Source organism: Peptostreptococcus anaerobius VPI 4330 = DSM 2949 (genome assembly GCF_000381525.1).
Taxonomy (GTDB): domain Bacteria; phylum Bacillota; class Clostridia; order Peptostreptococcales; family Peptostreptococcaceae; genus Peptostreptococcus; species Peptostreptococcus anaerobius.
The window spans coordinates 19,467-37,766 of sequence record NZ_KB906622.1; the positions used below are offsets into that span (position 1 = coordinate 19,467).

An 18,300-nucleotide genomic window follows, 5' to 3' on the forward strand; every position below is an offset into this window, starting at 1 on the left:
GTGTTATATATGTTATAACTTATTTTATTCGCTATTTTAACATACTACATTATAGCACAGACATACTTATTAGTACATAACTTCTATTTCAATTATATGTCTACAATTATTTTCAGTGACCCTATTTTAATTCTATTTTTGTATCTACAAGCTGGTCTTTGCCGCTCACTTCTAGAACTATAACACTAGTATTTTTTATATCTTCCCTATAATTTTTACAAAATATATCCTTGTCTAGCTTCATAGGTGCTGTAGATGTCATTTTCCCTATCTCAATATTTCCCCTCTTAAGTATGGCAGTCTTATCCTTCAATGATACTTCAATCTCTGGATCCAGATGGAAGTAAAGTTCATACTTATGGCTAGAATTATCCCTGGCTTGGACCTTATCCTTTATACTTATCTCTGTCATATCTGGATTGTATTTTATCTTCCTAGTAAAGTCAGTATTTTTAGGTCTTTTACTAATACCAACCATCGTGCTAGAATCTCCATCAAGTATTTTGACCTCTCTACCAAGACCACCATAGTTGTTATCAGAATCAACAACAAGAGAATTATGGGCCTTGAAAGTCCTCACATACTTCGAAAGTGGATTAGAATATTCATAACCAAAGGCCCCTACCTCAGTGAATATATTTCCTTTCTTATACAGCCAAAAAGACAGGTCGTCATTGTGATGGTGTACGTCTGTTAGATATCCTCCCCTCATCATCAAAAATGCGTCCTTACTCCTGGCTATATCGTAACCAGCATTCTTAAATGTAAACCTTTTAATTTGGTCACCCTCTTCTTCTTTTTCTGGTCCATAGTAGTCCTCAAGGTTTGGTTTTATCATACCTGTATCACCGACCACTGGCAATAAACCATCAGGAAGTATAATAGACCTTGAATACTTCTTGGACATCTCGAACTTGTTTTTTAGTATTTCATAGTAGTTTGTGTCCGCCCTACTTACCTGTTTTAAAAAGTCACCTAGCTCTTTTAGCATGACAAAATGATATTCTGGGGAATTTTCTATATGGACTCCTTCTTGATCAAAGTGGGTATTGAAATATTCAGCTGCACGTGTGAGAGACAACTTATACATACCCCTGTCACCTATGTAGTCAGCATACCTAAGCACTGCCATATCCTGAAATAGTCCATGGTTATAATTGCCCGCCCAAAAACCTGGAGAAAGCATCTTTGTAGCCATATTGTACATAGACTTATTCAAAAGGTCCTTGTCGCTTGGATTTAGCAGTATATTGGCTACAGAGTAAAATCTAAGATAATAATCCAAGCGTCTGGCAGTTGTCTCATCATGCCACATTATATCATCGTAGGTATTGGCCTGTTCCTTTTCGAATATCCTTATTAATTCCATTCCCTTTTCTAAATAAGACCTATTGCCACTTTCTTCAAAGGCATTTACTAGGTCATTTAGGTAAAAGAAGCCATACAACTGCCTTCTTGAACTCCTAGATTCAGACTTCAAGGGACTAAAACTCCCCTTAAAATCTATAGGATTGTCCATGCTTCCCTCTCTAGGAAGCTTATTAGAAAGAAGCATATCAGCACTCTTAACATAGTCTTTAGAATATATCCATTTGTTTATAGATTTATTTCTAAACTTGGATGCTATCCTACCACCAAGACAAGTGATGCTTGAATACTTGTCAGAATTTATATATGTTCTAGGGTTGTTATCATATAGGACCAAGTTGGCCTCGTTGTTAGCAGCGTAAGGTACACCTGACAAGGCATCGGCAAAATCCTCCCCTGTAGTAATAACAAGGTTCTTAGGATTGTCGAACAATCTTGTATTTATTGTATATGATGTATCATATCTGTTAAAACCAGCATATCTTTGGGAATTTGTATACATATTGTCCAACTCTTTAGGCAGGTACCTAGTACCACCGATTAAAATCGGTTCATTGACATTTAAGTCTGATAGGTATTTTTTATTGTCTTGATCAAGAGTGGATGGAACCAGTACAATCGGGGCCTTAGTCTTATAGGCGTATACTCCACCACTTATCGAGTCTGCAAAGTTATCACCACTTACAAAAACAACCTTATTATAATATTTCTTGCCATATATTTCTTTTATAACTTCTTGATTGGTCAAATACCTATTAGAGCCTGAGATTCTTGATACCGTATACTTGTCTTCTTCCAATTTTTTGTATATCTTATCTGATATAGAGCTAGATCCTCCTATCAAAATTACGTTTTTAACATCCAACCTCTTTAGTTCACTTGCCAACTCACCCTCAAGTTCCTTACCTGCTGTCAAAAGTATGGGACCTCCACGTTTTGCTGATACAGGTATAGCAGAGATCGAGTCTGCATATACAAAACCATTTACCACTACAGCTGTCTCACTTCCATATGGATAAGTTTTTTTAGATACTTCTACAGACGTATTTATCCTGTCTTTTCCCATAAGTGTTGAGTAGGCAGAATTGGTCTTTATATTTTTATTTTCTAATAGAGGCTCTGTTTCAAAATTGAATCCGTCAACCTCACTACTTTTTGTACTTAAAGATCCCACATTATCGCTTACATCCACATTATCTATATCATCAGCAAATACACTTGTAGCCATAGAAACTACCATGGATGCAGCAAGCATACTGTTAATTAACTTATTCATAAATCCCCCTTAAAATATTTTAATAATATCTACTCTATATATTCGATGATAGGCTTTTCATACTTACCAGTAAGAAATGTCAGGCCTATTACCTCTTTAGCCCCAGACAACTTGAGTACCTTAGCTATCTCATTTAGCGTTGACCCTGTCGTAAATATATCATCTACTACAGCTACAACCCTGTCTTCTAAGTACTTTGTATAGTCATCTTGAACCTTGAACACCCCCCTCAATTCTCTTTTTCTATCATCTGCATTTAGTCCATGTAGCTTTCTGGTATCCCTTGTTCTATCTATCATGTCCAAGCATTCAATATCAAAGTTTTTCCCCAACCTTTTGGCTATTTCACCGGCTTGATTAAATCCCCTATCCTTACTGCGCTTTTTGCTCATTGGAACGTATGTTATATAGTCAATTGAAGCTATAACATCTGGATAGATTTCCTTTAACATATCTGTCATTATATCGGATATGTTATTAGCCAAGAAAGTCTTTGAGTTGTATTTTAAGTCGAATACAAGGTGTTTTGACTTATCCTCGTATTCCAAAAATGATATATTCCTGTCGTATATTGTAGACTTATTCCTGCAATAATCACAGTCCAATATATCATTATCATTCTTAAGGCTTGTATTTATAATTGGCTTGCCACACTTAGGACAAGCATTTATAATAAAAACCATCTGGTCATAACAAGACTTGCATACCGAGTACTTGTTAGACCTACTTATGGGCATCTTACAAAATACACACGACAGATTTTGAGGATATATAATATCCAAAATAAGTCTAATAAAATTTTTCTTATCGTCTTTTTTGTAAGCTGTATTTTCTAAATCAATCTTCTTCATATCAAAACTACTCCATCAAATCTTCATAATAATTATTCCAAAGCTTCATGATTTTATAGTCAAGATTAGAAAATCTTTCATTGTTTTTATTGTTTTTTATCATATGGTCTAGGTATTTTTTCATACCTACAATTACTACAAGTTTTTTTGCCCTTGTAACAGCAGTATATATAAGATTTCTAGAAAGTAGCATAGGTGGTCCCCATGTCATCGGTATTATAACCACTGGAAACTCACTCCCCTGACTCTTGTGGACAGTCGTACAAAAACAATGCTCTATCTCGTCTAGCTCGTCATACTTATACTTGTATATCTTGTACTCGTCAAATATTATATAAATCTGCTTGGCCTGCTTGTCTATATGGTAGATGTAACCAATATCTCCATTGTATATGCCTTCACCAGAGTCAGTAGTGGCCTCGTCCTCCCACTTCTTTTGGTAGTTATTCTTGACCTGCATTACCTTGTCTCCAACCCTAAAAGTCCTCTTCATAAGTTCAACCTCAAGCCTGTCAGACCTGTATGGATTTAGACTTGACTGAAGGATCGTATTTAGGTTGTTTACACCAGCTGTCCCCTTTCTCATAGGAGAAAGAACCTGCATATCCTTGATTGAATCTGCCTTGTAGAACTTCTCCAGTCTTCCACCGAGTAGGGACCTTATCTGGTCACATATTTCTTCATCAGTGTCTGCATTTATAAAATAAAAGTCTCCTCCCTTCCTATTGGCAACTATATCATGACCTGAGTTGATCCTGTGGGCATTGACTATGATGTCACTCTCCTGGGCCTGTCTAAATATCTCCGTAAGCTTGATTGTTGTAACTACACCCGAATTTATTATATCAGATAATACGTTACCCGCTCCTACAGATGGCAACTGGTCCACATCCCCTACTAGAATAAGTCTTGTTTTGGCTGACATTGCCTTGAGTAGGTTGTCCATCAAGAATATATCTATCATGGATGCTTCATCCACTATTATTACATCGGCATCTATAGGTTCTTCATCGTTCTTTACAAATATGACCCTATCATCCGCATCAAAGGCCATTTCAAGTAACCTATGTATAGTCTTGGATTCTTCTCCTGTGGTCTCAGTCATCCTCTTGGCTGCTCTACCAGTAGGCGCTGCTAATACAACCCTGTTTTTATTTTTCTTGAACATATTTATAATAGTGTTGATTGTAGTAGTCTTACCAGTACCTGGTCCACCAGTTAGGACCATGACTCCATTTTCAAAAGCAGCCCTTACAGCCTGAGTCTGGGCATTTGCCAAGAATATGCCATTGTCTTCTTGAAAGCGTTCAAGTTCCTTGTCTAGGTCTATTTTTAGGTCCTTTCTAGGATTGGCAACCAGTTCCAAAATCTTAGTACTAACATCCTGTTCTGCCTTATGGTACCTTGCTAGGTACACCATATTTTCATCGCCATACTTTTCAACTACTATCTTCCTACTTATGATCAAGTCATACTCTGAGACTTCTATTTTCTCAAGTTCTATATCAAGTAACCTTTGAGCCTCCTTCAAGAGTATTGTCTCTGGCAAAAATGTATGGCCATTGTTTATAGAATTTTTTAGTATATGAATTATGCCCTGCTCTATCCTGTAGCTAGAATCCTTAGCTAGACCATTACCACTAGCTATCCCATCGGCTATACTAAAGCCTATGCCAACAATATCATCTATTAGTTGGTAGGGATTTTCTCTAACTACATCTATGGAAGTTTCACCATATTTTTTGTATATCTTCATACTCATTTTTGGAGTTATGCCGAATGGGGATAACTGTATAATTACATTTTTAACACCCATATTTTCCCTGTAAGATTCTACTAAGGGTTTTAACTTCTTGGGACCTATACCCTCTATCTTAAGAAGATCCTCTGGGCTATTTTGTATTACCTCGAGACTCCTAACACCAAACTTGTCCACTATACGTTTGGCCATTTTCTGACCTACCCCCGTTATCACACCCGATGACAAGAAGGATAGAATACCACTTATAGTAGTAGGTACTACAACTTGGTAGGACTCAACCCTTAGCTGCCTTCCGTAAGTCTCGTGCACAGTCCACTCACCCTCAGCTTCAATATTCTCTCCGGTAGAAAGACCTGGCAAATAACCTACTATAGTCTCAATAGATTCTTCAATTTTCATCCTAGCTATAACATAACCATTATCACCTGCAAAAACTATATCACTAACAGTACCTTCTAATTTTGCCATGATCTCACCTCCAATCTTTTAACTCACTATTAATATTATAGCCTATTTTTGTGAAAAAAGGGCCACATATTAATTATCAAAATTTTTCAGTATATTCACCTTTTTTAACAATGTTTTTGGTAAAGTTTATTCAATTATACATAATTAATATAAGTTTTATAAGTAAAGTTAAGGATAAATCAGGATGACCCTTGAAATTTGTGACATTATTGTTGTTTAATTATTCTCTTATAAGTGATATAATATAGACAAACTTAAAAGGAGGTATTCTGAAATGAGTAAGAACAAATATTTTACGTCAATCAGTATCGGTGTTGCCACAGTTTGGTTTTCTACCCACTGCGGGGCAGGATTTGCTTCTGGTACACAGGAGTTACAATACTTTGCCAACCATGGATGGTTTGGAGTTTTCATGCCTATAATCACTTTTGCAATTATTGCTTTCACTTATTATATAGGACTAGAAACTGCAAGGCAAACAGACAAGTGGGGTTATGACTTGTGGTCTAAAGAAGCATTCGGTTCAGCATCAAAGCTTTTGACACCTGCTATGGACTTCTCTATTATAATAACTACTATAGCTGCTACAGCCGCTACTATAGCTACAGGAGGTCTGCTTGGTAACCAGTACCTAGGACTACCAGTAGCCGTTGGATCAATAGCAATGTTTATAATAGTAACTATACTTTGTATATTTGGAGAGAACCTAGTAAGAAAAAATGCCATGATAATGACAAGTGCTATTCTAGTAATCATCTCTATAGTGTTGGTTGCAGGACTTATAAAATTTGCTCCAGATATAGCAAGATTATTTAGGGAAGGATATGTAAATCCAAACTCAGCTAAGTGGTCTATCTCAGGAAGTGCTGACACAGTACCAGGAAATATAGGTAACTCACTACTATGGGGACTTACTTATGCTGGATTCCAGATCAGTGCCATAGGTGGTATAGCAGCATCATTCAAGGGTGGTAGCTTCAAGCAAGAAGCTAAGGGTGCCATGATAATGGGTGCGGTAATCAACATACTTATGCTAGTTGGTATATGCCTATTAATATTCTCACAGATGCCACACATCTACCTAGACGAAGCTACTAGAAAGCTTCCAACAGTGTTTATAGTAAACCAGCTAAACATACCAGTGCTTGCAGTACTTTACCCAATACTACTATTCCTAGCTCTTATAACAACAGCAGTAGGATTTATATTCGGTATGGTACAGAGACTTGACCCATATGTGCTAAAGAATATGGATTCAAAGCCTGTTCTAAGAAAGGCTATTATAAGTTTCGTATGCTTGCTAGTGTGCTACGCAGTATCTAAGCTAGGACTTATGTGGGTTGTACAGGTTGCCTACAAGTACCTAGGAATATTCAACTGGGCATTTATAATATTACCATTATGGATACTAGGATATAAGAATATAAAGAAAAGAGACAAAGGCGAGAAATTAGAAGCATAATTTATTTGGAGGCAGTAGTTTTCTACTGTCTCTTTCCTTATTCCGACTCTTTCCACAAGACAGGTTGATTCCAAAAAATTTTTAAAGATTAACTCTATAGCAAAAAATAGGCAGTTTGTAGATTCTATAATCATAAAATAGAATTTACAAATATCAAAGCGAAAACGAACGACGGAAAGCGGACCGGCGCTTCGCGCATAGAGCTTTCAGTGAGTTAAGCTTATGATATTTCAAATTCTATGAATAGATTACAAATCTACAACTGCCTATTATGCATTCAATTTAGTCTATCTTATAAATATTTTTTCAGGATATCAACCTTGTCTGTCTTTTCCCATGGGATGTCGATATCTGTTCTTCCAAAGTGTCCATATGCTGCTGTCTGCTTATAGATTGGTCTTCTAAGATCTAGGTTCTTTATTATTGCTCCTGGTCTTAGGTCGAAGTTTTCTTTAACTATCTCAACTAGCTTTTCATTGTCTAGTCTTCCAGTTCCAAAAGTATCTACAAATATAGATAGTGGTCTAGCAACACCTATGGCATAGGCTAGTTCTATTTCACACTTGTCTGCAAGGCCTGCTGCTACTATGTTCTTGGCAACGTATCTTGCTGCATAACAAGCTGACCTGTCAACCTTTGTAGGGTCTTTTCCTGAGAATGCTCCACCGCCGTGTCTTGAGTATCCACCATATGTATCTATGATAATCTTTCTGCCTGTAAGACCTGTATCTCCGTGTGGTCCTCCTACAACAAATCTTCCTGTTGGGTTGATGTAGTATAGTGTTTCATCATCTAATAATTCTGCTGGTATTGTAGTCTTTATTACCTTTTCTATTAGGTCAGTTCTTATCTGGTCGTTAGTAGTTTCTGGATCATGCTGGGAAGATATAAGTACTGTATGCACTCTCACTGGCTTGTCATCTTCGTATTCTACTGTTACCTGAGTCTTACCATCTGGTCTTAGGTAGGCAAGCTCTCCTGACTTTCTTACTTCTGTTAACTTTCTAGATAGCTTGTGGGCTAAAGATATTGGAAGTGGCATCAATTCTGGTGTTTCATTACAAGCGAAACCAAACATGATTCCCTGGTCTCCTGCTCCAACCTTTTCTATCTCATCTTCTACCTTTTCACCTTCTTTTGATTCCAGTCCTTCGTCAACACCCATAGCTATGTCATTTGACTGTTCGTCTATAGCTGTTATTACAGCACAGTTTTCAGCGTCGAATCCGAATTTTCCTCTAACGTATCCTATTCCTTCTACTGTATCTCTTACTATCTTTGGAATATCCACATATGCATTTGTAGATATTTCTCCTGCTACTAATATTAATCCTGTTGTAGCTGTTGTCTCACAAGCTACTCTTGATGTTGGATCCTTTTCAATAAGGGCATCAAGTATCGCATCTGACACCTGGTCACAAAGTTTGTCAGGATGTCCTTCTGTTACTGATTCTGATGTAAATAAATGTCTTGCCATTAACTTTTCCTTTCTAAAATACAATTACTCTGGTGCCTTATTCCTATATAAGAAAAAAATAAACCTCTCCATGAAAAATGAAGAGGCTTTAATTTCAATAATTATAGCAAACCTCATCTTTCAAGATAAAAATCTTGTAGGATTTAGCACCGTAAATTCTCCGGTTGCTGGGCTTCATAGGGCCTGTCCCTCTGCCACTCTTGATAAGGTGATATGCCAACTCACATTAGCATATCAGTTATTCTAGTTACTAAAATATATTAACACTTGTTTAGTGTGATGTCAACATATTTTTGTATTTAATTTTTAACTTGTCACTTGTAAAAGTAACTTCCACCCTCGTGTGGAATTTACCTTTTCAATTCACCTTAATTTTTAGCCAGCTTATTCTTAAGCTTTTTAATTCCATTTTTAGACTCCTTGAATAGGTAGTCAATTTCATCTACCTTTAGCAACTTAACAACCAAAAGGTATACCAATGTAGATATTGCAGCCGCTATGATCAGACCTACAAAGTTTACAAGGCCTCCACTTCCTGCCATACCTACTATAAAGTCATATACTAACTTGGCTATAAGAGCCATGATTATAGACCCTACAAAGACCTTTGCAATACATGACATGACTTCTTTTTCACCGTAGTCTCCAATAGATTTTTTCAGTGAATTCATAAGCATTATCATAGATATTATATATGATAGACTAGTCGCTAGGGCAAGTCCTCCATTTTGCATAGGCTTTACCAAGGCTATACTAAGGCCTATATTGAGCAGGACTGATATAGTAGAGTTTACCATAGGTGTCTTTGTATCTCCGATAGAGTAGAAAACCTTCATCACAACGGTCCTCATTGCTAGGCCTATCATGCCAACTAAGTAGAATATAAAGGCGTTTGTAGTAAGATTGGCTGCCCTCATATCAAAGGCCCCCCTCATAAATAGGGCCATTATTATAGGTTTTGCCAAGACTATACACAAAAATGTAATAGGTATAATCATTATATAGACTATATTTACAGACCTCTTTATAAGGTTATTAAATCCTGTCTTGTCCTTGTCAAATGACATCTTAGACAACTGCGGAAATATTACTATACTTATAGCTGTTATAAATATACCTATAAAAAATCCCATCAGCTTGTTGGAATAGTTAAGTGATGACATGGATCCTACAACTAGTGTAGATGCCAGGGTCTTGTCAACTGCCCTATTAATCTGTGACACTGATGTAGATACCAATACAGGGGCTACCAAAAATAACATATCCAGCACATACTTGTCTTTAAAATCAATTACTGGCATAGGCTTATAACCTAGCTTAAATGATTTCGGCAACTGGATTATATACTGGGAAAACAGGGCCAAACTTGCCCCAATCGGTAGTATATATATATTGTTTGTGTATATACTTATAACTATAGATAGGATTGCTATTACATTATAGGGTATGCCAGTTATTCCCGATATAAGAAAATCATCCTTGTTCTGGAGGAATGAACTGACTACAGAGCTCATGCCTGAGAATATATAACCTGCTAGCATAATCCTTGTAAACTTGACTGTTTCATTAAATGTTTCGCCCTTGAACCCATATGCAAATACTTTTACAATAGGCTCCATGAATATAAAGGCCACTACAGATATTAAAAATCCAACTAGCAAGGTCAAGTTCAAAACATTGTTGGTAAATACGTTGGCTCTCTCTTCTCCTTTTTCCTCAACCACCCTGTTATACATAGGTATATAAGTTGTAGCTAGGGATGCTGCCAAAAGAGAAAATAGTATCTTGGGTATGTCATAGGCAGAGAAATATATATCACTATACATGGATGCTCCGTAGTAATAGCTCATTACCTGCTCTCTGAAAAATCCCACAAATTTTGACAATAGGGTCAGACTCATCAAGAGGACGACATTTTTTACAACCTTATTACTCTTCATTATTAAATTCTCCTCTTTACTGATTCCTTTTTATTTTCATATAATTTCTCATTATCTCTAGGTCAATACTGGCTATATGGTCCCAACCATATTCCAATCTTGTCCTCTCCTTTAAAGCTTCCTTATTCCAGCCCCTATTGATAGAGTCTAGGATTTTTTCAGCATATCTCTTTTCAAAATTTTCACCCTCTTGGACTATATAGTCAGGGTTTCCTATTACTTCAGGTATGCCTCCAGAGCCAGATCCTATAGCAAGGACCCCTAGGGAGTTGGCCTCTACTATTACGCTTCCAAAGCCCTCTCTTCTAGATGGCAATACCATTATATCCATAAGGTTGAGGTATTCATTTACCTCTTCTATTGATACGTTGCCAGTGAATATGACATCTAGTCCAGCCTCCTTGACTTGGGACTCGACAAGGTCTCTCATGTCTCCATCGCCCACAAGTAGGTATTTGCATTTTTTGACTGAGTCTACACCTGAGAATATCTCAGCCAACTTATCAGAACGCTTGACCTCTGTAAGGCTGCCTACATATCCTATCACTGTATCTGTAGGCTCTATTCCAAGTTCTCTTCTTAACTGGTCTTTTCTAGACTCCCCAATATCAAAGAACTTATCAAAATTGACACCGTTCTTAGTCAGACTATAGTTGTCCTTCTTCCAGCCTAGCTTATTGGCAGTCTTTCTTAGGACGTCACTTACAAAGAAGTTATTGGCTGCATTATTTAGGACATCTAAAACCTTCTTTTTTACATTTGAGTCCCTGAATGGATTTGTATGTATATCACTGCCATAGTACTGGACAAAGTAAGGCTTATCAAACTTTTTACCTATATGATAGGCAAGCCTACCATGGGGATAGCCCCACTGGGCAACCACTATGTCGCACGCTTCTATTTCTTTTCTATGAGCTTCAATAAATGGCTCATATTTTTTGTAATCGTCATCTTGCTTTTCTATTTTTCTTGCAAACAGGTCTACCTTTAGATAATCTTTTTTATATACTCTTCCATCAATTTCAAAAGAAGGGCCATTATTTACAAATATTTTTTTCTTTTTTATCTTTTTCAAAAATTTGGATATACCGACATCATAAAATTGGACGGAGTAAACATTTAGTACGTCTTCTTTACCTATTAAGTTTTCTAGGGCAAGAAGCTTTTCGTGATTAGCAGTAAACAAACCCTTTATATTATTTTCATTCATATTAACTAGGTAAAAAATATTCATCTAAAATGTACCTCTTTCTATTATGTCTACTATTCTTTGACTGGCCCTTCCATCTCCATAAGGATTTTGAGCTTGGGCCATTTTATTGTATAGGTCTTTGTCATCCAAGAGCTTCTTAGCCCATTTCACTATCTTTTCCCTGTCTGTTCCGACTAGTAGCAGGGTTCCAGCTTCAAGACCTTCTTTCCTTTCCGTTTCATCCCTCAGGACAAGGACCGGCTTGTCCATAGATGGGGCTTCTTCCTGGATACCACCACTGTCTGTCATCACCATATAGGACCTGTTGATAAGGTTGTGGAAGCTAACGACATCTAGGGGCTCTATTAGCCTTACCCTGTCACAGCCCTCAAACTCCCTGTTGGCTAGGTCTATAATTCTTGGGTTTTTGTGGACTGGATATATTACCTTTATATCATCATAGCTTGCAAGCAAGTCCTTTATAGCGGCAAATATCCTCTCCATAGGTTGTCCAAGATTTTCTCTCCTGTGGGCTGTAAGTAAAATCAACCTATCATGGCCCAGCCAATCAATATAAGGATCCTTGTAGGTCTCACTAAGTGTATACTTTAGGGTGTCTATAGCTGTGTTACCAGTGACAAATATAGATTTTTCATCCTTGCCCTCTCTTAGGAGGTTGTCCCTAGTCATATTTGTTGGACAAAAATTAAAGTCAGCCACTAGTCCCACCATCTGCCTATTTATCTCTTCTGGATATGGTGAGTACTTGTTGTAGGTCCTAAGTCCAGCTTCAACATGGGCTATCTTGACCTGGTTATAAAAGGCTGCTAGGGCAGCTGTAAATGTTGTAGTCGTATCACCATGGACCATCATGCAGTCCGGTTTTTCAAGCTCTATAATTTCATTTATTTTTGACAAAACAGATGATGTAATATAGGCTAGGGTTTGAGATTTCTTCATTATGTCTAGGTCGTAATCTGGTACTATATCAAATACATCCAGCACCTGGTCTAGCATCTGCCTGTGCTGGGCTGTAACGCAGACAATAGTTTTTATTCCCTTTCTACTTTTAAGTTCTTTAACAATTGGTGCCATTTTTATGGCTTCTGGCCTAGTACCAAATACCAGCATAACTTTCTTCATACACTCACCCCCTTATAGCTTGTAAGTTGGATACTTTCTTATAATATTCTTTGTATCAAAAATAATCTTACCCTCTAATTTATCTTCATTGACTGACAATTGCTTATGGTCAACCATTACTAGTACAAGGTCAATTCCACCTAAAAATTCATCAAATCCCTCTACCATGCCCTCATATCTTGAAGGTTCTACCATAGGATCGTATATTTTTATCAAAGATCTTTCATCATCATCTAGCAGGTTTAAAAACTGAAGGCTAGGTGATTCCCTTGTATCATCTACATTTGGCTTATAAGTTATTCCATAGATGCCTACCCTAGACATATCTTCTATATAATTATCTTTCATTATGTCCCTTAACCTATCAAGTACAAAGGTCGGCATTGAATCATTGACCTTTCTCGCAGTGCCAATCAACCTAGCAAGTTCTGGGTAGTCTCCAACCAAAAACCAAGGATCAACGGATATACAATGTCCTCCAACACCAGGTCCCGGAGTAAGTATATTGACCCTAGGATGCTTGTTGGCTATCTTTATTATCTCATAGACATCCATATGGTCCTGTCTACATATCTTGGCAAGTTCATTGGCAAAGGCTATATTTATGTCCCTGTATGTATTTTCTACTACCTTGGACATCTCTGCTGTCTTTATATCTGTAAGTACAATATCTCCCTTGCAAAAAGAACCGTATATACTCTTTACCTTCTCAGCAACTTCTGGCTTATCCGCTCCTATAGTCCTAGAATTATTCACCAATTCCTTAATCATACTACCAGGTAGTATCCTCTCTGGTGCATGGACTAAGTCTATTGACTTATTTGATTCTTCAACTATAGGTCTTACTATTCTATCTATAGTACCAGGCGAAATAGTTGACTCTACAACCAGTATAGCCCCATCACTAGCTACTTCTACTACACTTTTAGTAGCACAGATCAAGTAGGCAGGGTCTATCTTCTTGCTTGACCCATCGTATGGTGTTGGTACTGCAATGATATATACATCAGCATCAACATATTCTGTTGTAAATCTTATCTTATTTTCTATAGCCTTTTTTAGTAGGTCTTCTAGTCCGTCTTCCTTGAATGTTACATTCTGGCTTTTTAGGTTATTTACTATATTCTGATTTAAATCTGTTCCTACAACTTCAAGGCCCTTAGATGCCAACATCAAAGATGTTGGTAGGCCTATATAACCCAAGCCCACTACATTTATCATATTAGTCCCTTTCCAAATCTGAATACACATCAATGAGCCTTTTTTTCATAGTCTCCCAAGAGTAATTTTCGTAGACTCCCTGCATATTCTCAACCTTTTTATCTATTATAGACCTATCTTTTTCTAATTTATAAAGTAGGTCCCTAAATTCATTTTTATCATAGTCTATCACAAAACCGATGTCGTACCTCTCAACTATTTTGTCCATAGAAGTACCCCTGGCAACAACTATCGGCTTTTTGAGTAACATAGCCTCATAGATCTTATTTGCAGCTGAATATTTATGGTTCATTATTTGAGGATTATATACTGCAAACATAAGGTCTGACTTGCTGTATATATCAAAGGTATCCTCGTAATCCACCTTGCCCATATACTTGATATTATCTGTCTTGTCGGCTCTTTCTTTAACAAAATCAACAAGGTCTCCACCACCGGCAAGTATCATCTGGCTATCCTTCATATCCATCATACAATCCACAGCCTGATCTATGAATCTTCTCTTAGACAGGACTCCTATGTAGGCTAGTGTCAGCTTGTGGTCAAGATCCATCGACTGATCTATATAGCTACTAACATCAAAGTCTATACTAGGAGTGTTGTGAACAACTGTTAGCTTTCTTGGTCTTGCCCCAGCTATCTGATCTTTTCTCTCCTCAGTACATATTATAGTATTGTCTGCATAGTTTATTATAGAATACTCCATAGACCTTATAATAGATTTTAGGAGTCCTGGTATCTTTGCCCTTGAGTCCACATAAAAATCTGCTATATGGTAAACTAGATGCTTATTGTATGATTTTGCTATTTTTTTGGCCACAAGACCTGTATCTAGGTCAAAGGCGTGGATAGCATCAAACTTGTCTACATTGTCTTTCATCCACGACTTAAGGCTATCCATATAAGATTTTAGGGTAGTGAAATTTTTCATACCCCTCTCTGTCTTGCCTGATAATTGTAACTCATAGTTGTCTATTTCTAAATTATTTATCTTGATTGTCTTTTTGATGTAGCCTTTTAAAGACTCATCACATGCCCTGTTACGAGACAGGACTACCACGCTATGACCTGCTGATGTCAGGGCTTCCAAGACCCTACGTATATTGGCATTAGTAGGTGCGTCCGAGTTTCTCGCTATTAATACTCTCATTTATCCAACTCCTATAAAAAATGCCTCCCACAATCTATACAAATGTAAGAGGCATAAATAAATTCATTATACAGTTCCTGCTATCTCTAGTAGCTCTACTGATCCAAGGGCTATACCTGTACCTAATGCCACACAACTGATTGGGTCTTTTGCTAGTCTAACTCTAAGACCTGTTAGTTCTGATATTTTTCTATCCATTCCATAAAGTAAAGATCCGCCACCTGTCAGCATTATTCCATTCTCTGCTATATCAGAAGCCAGCTCTGGTGGAGTATCCTGCAATACCTTTGTAACTAAGTTAGTTATCTGGTTTACGCTGCCACTCATAGCATCCATTATTTCTATTGAGCTCACAGTAATTGCCTTTGGAAGACCATTAGTAAGATCTCTACCTGTTATCTTGATAAATCTCTCTTCCTGCCTTCTATAAGCACAACCTATGTCTTTCTTGATTTTCTCAGCTGTTCTCTCTCCTATAATAACATTATAGTTTCTCTTTATATATCTGATGATATCTTCATCGAACCTATTTCCGCCAGTCTTGATTGACTTGGAAATTACTGTTCCACCTAAAGAAATTACAGCAACATCAGATGTTCCACCACCTATATCTACTACAAGGTGACCACCTGGCTTTGTTATATCTATTCCTGCACCGATAGCAGCGGCAACCGGCTCTTCTATTAGAAGGACTTCTCTTGCACCTGCCTGCTTGGTAGCATCCTCTACTGCTTTTCTTTCTACATCTGTAATATCTGAAGGTATAGATACCATGATCCTAGGCATGACAATCTTTCCCATACCTTTTTTTTCTCCTAGCATAGAAATAAAACCCTTTAGCATTCTTTCAGCATTGTCATAATCTGATACCACACCATTCATCATAGGCTTTATAGTTTCTATATCTTTTGGTGTTCTACCTATCATCTTATAGGCTTCATTACCTACTGCTATCACTTCATCTATTCTATTATCGACTGCTACCACTGATGGCTCACTTAGAACAATACCCTTATCGTCCACTACTATCAATACGTTAGCTGTGCCTAAATCTATTCCTATATCCATTCCAGCCATAATAAAACCTCCACATCTATTAAAATAGGACTATTTCTAGTCTTCTACTATTTCTACATTACCGCCAAGCTGTCTAAACTTCTTGTCAATATCTACATAACCCCTCTGTATGTGGTATATTTCTCCAATATTAGTAATACCATCTGCTATTAGACCACAAAGGATAAGGGCTGCTCCAGCTCTCAAGTCAGTTGCTGTCACATCAGCTCCAACTAGAGATTTGACTCCGTTTACTACAGCACTTCTACCATCAATCTTAATGTTGGCACCCATTCTATTAAATTCATTTACATGCATAAACCTGTTTTCAAATACAGTCTCTATAACCACACCAGTTCCCTGGGCTACTGTAAGCATAGCCATAAACTGGGCCTGTACATCCGTTGGGAATCCAGGATGTGGTAGAGTCTTGATATCTATTGGTTTTATAGATTCTGGTCCAACAACTCTGATTGTATTTTCACCTTCTATAACCTGAGCACCAGCTTCTGTAAGCTTGGCTATTACTGGTTTAAGGTGGTCTATTATTACATTTTCTATAGTTACATCACCCTTAGTCATAGCAGCTGCCACCATATAAGTAGAAGCCTCTATTCTATCAGGTATTATTGTATGTTCAGCACCATGAAGTGACTTTACACCCTTTATCTTTATTGTATTAGTACCTGCTCCTCTTACAGATGCACCCATTTCATTAAGGAAGTTGGCAAGGTCTACTATTTCTGGTTCCTCTGCCGCATTCTCTATTATAGTCACACCATCAGCAAGTACTGCTGTCATCATTATATTCTGTGTAGCTCCAACTGATGGGAAATCTAGGTATAGTTTATTACCCTTCAAAACCTCAGTCTTGGCTTCAACAAAACCATGATCCATATTTATGTTAGCCCCAAGAGCTTTAAAGCCCTTTAAGTGTAGGTCTATAGGTCTTGTACCTATAGCACAACCACCTGGCATAGATATCTTTGTATGGTTAAATCTAGCAAGAAGTGGACCCATCACCAAAAAAGATGCTCTCATCTTCTTAACCAAATCATATGGTGCCTCGTATGTTATTATATTTGTAGAGTCAACTGTTAAAACTCCATCCCTATAATCAACCTTTGCACCTAAGTGTCTTAGTAAGTCTGAAATTACATGAACGTCCCTAAGGTTAGGTACACTCTTAAGTACGCATATATCATTGGCTAGTAATGTCGCTGCTATAATTGGCAATACCGCATTTTTAGCCCCATCTATCTTTACATTACCCTTTAATGGGTCACTCTTTCTAACTCTAATCCTCGGCATATTTACTCTCCTAAATCTAAAATAATATAATAATCTCTGCTAACAATTAGCACTATGTTTATCGCCATTTAAAAACCCACCAGATAGATGAAAGGCTTGTAAATGATTACAAACCCGCTAGAAAGGAGTATAGTACCCCCTTCTTTGCGCATTCTTATATAATTATATCAAATCTTGGACTTATTAACAAGAATAAGTATCTATTTTCTTTTAACAGCCTCTTAGTTGTCAATACATATGTTACACTTACGAGAAAGTTTTTCAAAATACTTGCCATTTTATCGAAAATTATAAATGGATAAGTCAAGGAGTAAAGCTTTGCGTACCTTGACTTAGTTCATTTTAATTTTCACAATAGCAGGCTGTATTTTTGAAATACTCTTCTACAACTTCATTTGGACTTTTAAATTTTAAACTTGTTTTTGCCGTACTATTATATCTTCTTTCATGCTTTGCCACCTGATTTATCAGATCTTTTTCGCTAGTAAATACTTTTCGATTATATAAAATCTTACCATCTTCCCTGTGACTTCTTTCTACTTTTCCATTTTGCCATGGTGAATATGGTCTTGTTCGTTTAATAGTGATACCAAGATTGTTGGCAGCTTTTTCAAATGCACTCT

13 protein-coding genes and 1 riboswitch are annotated in these 18,300 nt (G+C 37.1%); of the genes, 1 reads left to right on the forward strand and 12 read right to left on the reverse strand.

The window, feature by feature from the left end:
- Window positions 1-121: 121 nt before the first annotated feature.
- From F823_RS0106265 to recD2, 3 genes are read right to left on the reverse strand one after another with little or no spacing between them, the layout of a single operon-like run.
- Window positions 122-2,644 carry a cell wall-binding repeat-containing protein gene (locus F823_RS0106265; RefSeq protein WP_002845891.1) on the reverse strand — a complete coding sequence of 841 codons (2,523 nt, stop codon included), beginning with the start codon at window positions 2,642-2,644 and terminating at the stop codon, window positions 122-124.
- Between the two features lie 29 nt (window positions 2,645-2,673).
- Window positions 2,674-3,495 (reverse strand): ComF family protein, encoded by an 822-nt coding sequence (locus F823_RS0106270; RefSeq protein ID WP_002844147.1) that lies wholly within the window; start codon window positions 3,493-3,495, stop codon window positions 2,674-2,676.
- A gap of 7 nt (window positions 3,496-3,502) precedes the next feature.
- A complete protein-coding gene (gene recD2 / locus F823_RS0106275; RefSeq protein WP_002845892.1) occupies window positions 3,503-5,725 on the reverse strand; it encodes an SF1B family DNA helicase RecD2 in 2,223 nt (740 codons plus the stop codon).
- Window positions 5,726-5,999: 274 nt separating this feature from the next.
- On the opposite strand from recD2, the gene F823_RS0106280 reads away from it, so the two are divergent.
- On the forward strand, window positions 6,000-7,187 hold the full coding sequence (locus tag F823_RS0106280) for a YkvI family membrane protein (RefSeq protein ID WP_002844138.1): 1,188 nt from the start codon (window positions 6,000-6,002) through the stop codon (window positions 7,185-7,187).
- Between the two features lie 292 nt (window positions 7,188-7,479).
- Here the strand turns inward: F823_RS0106280 and metK are convergent, their stop codons facing one another.
- From metK to F823_RS0106325, 9 genes are all read right to left on the reverse strand, one after another.
- Window positions 7,480-8,664 (reverse strand): methionine adenosyltransferase, encoded by a 1,185-nt coding sequence (metK, locus tag F823_RS0106285; protein WP_002845894.1) that lies wholly within the window; start codon window positions 8,662-8,664, stop codon window positions 7,480-7,482.
- 110 nt (window positions 8,665-8,774) lie between these two features.
- Window positions 8,775-8,874, reverse strand: a riboswitch (SAM riboswitch).
- 158 nt (window positions 8,875-9,032) lie between these two features.
- On the reverse strand, window positions 9,033-10,604 hold the full coding sequence (gene murJ / locus F823_RS0106290) for a murein biosynthesis integral membrane protein MurJ (RefSeq protein ID WP_002845895.1): 1,572 nt from the start codon (window positions 10,602-10,604) through the stop codon (window positions 9,033-9,035).
- A gap of 16 nt (window positions 10,605-10,620) precedes the next feature.
- Complete coding sequence (locus F823_RS0106295) at window positions 10,621-11,838, reverse strand: glycosyltransferase (RefSeq protein ID WP_019595501.1); 1,218 nt, start codon at window positions 11,836-11,838, stop codon at window positions 10,621-10,623.
- Window positions 11,839-12,939 carry a non-hydrolyzing UDP-N-acetylglucosamine 2-epimerase gene (wecB, locus tag F823_RS0106300; protein WP_002844123.1) on the reverse strand — a complete coding sequence of 367 codons (1,101 nt, stop codon included), beginning with the start codon at window positions 12,937-12,939 and terminating at the stop codon, window positions 11,839-11,841.
- A 12-nt stretch (window positions 12,940-12,951) separates the two neighbouring features.
- Complete coding sequence (locus tag F823_RS0106305) at window positions 12,952-14,160, reverse strand: nucleotide sugar dehydrogenase (RefSeq protein ID WP_019595502.1); 1,209 nt, start codon at window positions 14,158-14,160, stop codon at window positions 12,952-12,954.
- 1 nt (window position 14,161) lies between these two features.
- Window positions 14,162-15,310 carry a glycosyltransferase gene (locus F823_RS0106310; RefSeq protein WP_002845899.1) on the reverse strand — a complete coding sequence of 383 codons (1,149 nt, stop codon included), beginning with the start codon at window positions 15,308-15,310 and terminating at the stop codon, window positions 14,162-14,164.
- A gap of 66 nt (window positions 15,311-15,376) precedes the next feature.
- Complete coding sequence (mreB, locus tag F823_RS0106315; protein WP_002844136.1) at window positions 15,377-16,387, reverse strand: rod shape-determining protein; 1,011 nt, start codon at window positions 16,385-16,387, stop codon at window positions 15,377-15,379.
- Window positions 16,388-16,423: 36 nt separating this feature from the next.
- Window positions 16,424-17,677, reverse strand: coding sequence for a UDP-N-acetylglucosamine 1-carboxyvinyltransferase (gene murA / locus F823_RS0106320; RefSeq protein ID WP_002844145.1), 1,254 nt, complete (start codon window positions 17,675-17,677; stop codon window positions 16,424-16,426).
- A gap of 342 nt (window positions 17,678-18,019) precedes the next feature.
- Window positions 18,020-18,300, reverse strand: a 281-nt coding sequence (locus tag F823_RS0106325) for an integrase core domain-containing protein (RefSeq protein WP_019595503.1), incomplete at its 5' end; no start/stop codon positions are given.

What these genes read in the sequence shown, in the direction of transcription:
- F823_RS0106265 (WP_002845891.1), bottom strand. Translation starts at nt 2,644, where the DNA reads ATGAATAAGTTAATTAACAGTATGCTTGCTGCATCCATGGTAGTTTCT.
- F823_RS0106270 (WP_002844147.1), bottom strand. Translation starts at nt 3,495, where the DNA reads ATGAAGAAGATTGATTTAGAAAATACAGCTTACAAAAAAGACGATAAG.
- recD2 (WP_002845892.1), bottom strand. Translation starts at nt 5,725, where the DNA reads ATGGCAAAATTAGAAGGTACTGTTAGTGATATAGTTTTTGCAGGTGAT.
- F823_RS0106280 (WP_002844138.1), top strand. Translation starts at nt 6,000, where the DNA reads ATGAGTAAGAACAAATATTTTACGTCAATCAGTATCGGTGTTGCCACA.
- metK (WP_002845894.1), bottom strand. Translation starts at nt 8,664, where the DNA reads ATGGCAAGACATTTATTTACATCAGAATCAGTAACAGAAGGACATCCT.
- murJ (WP_002845895.1), bottom strand. Translation starts at nt 10,604, where the DNA reads ATGAAGAGTAATAAGGTTGTAAAAAATGTCGTCCTCTTGATGAGTCTG.
- F823_RS0106295 (WP_019595501.1), bottom strand. Translation starts at nt 11,838, where the DNA reads ATGAATATTTTTTACCTAGTTAATATGAATGAAAATAATATAAAGGGT.
- wecB (WP_002844123.1), bottom strand. Translation starts at nt 12,939, where the DNA reads ATGAAGAAAGTTATGCTGGTATTTGGTACTAGGCCAGAAGCCATAAAA.
- F823_RS0106305 (WP_019595502.1), bottom strand. Translation starts at nt 14,160, where the DNA reads ATGATAAATGTAGTGGGCTTGGGTTATATAGGCCTACCAACATCTTTG.
- F823_RS0106310 (WP_002845899.1), bottom strand. Translation starts at nt 15,310, where the DNA reads ATGAGAGTATTAATAGCGAGAAACTCGGACGCACCTACTAATGCCAAT.
- mreB (WP_002844136.1), bottom strand. Translation starts at nt 16,387, where the DNA reads ATGGCTGGAATGGATATAGGAATAGATTTAGGCACAGCTAACGTATTG.
- murA (WP_002844145.1), bottom strand. Translation starts at nt 17,677, where the DNA reads ATGCCGAGGATTAGAGTTAGAAAGAGTGACCCATTAAAGGGTAATGTA.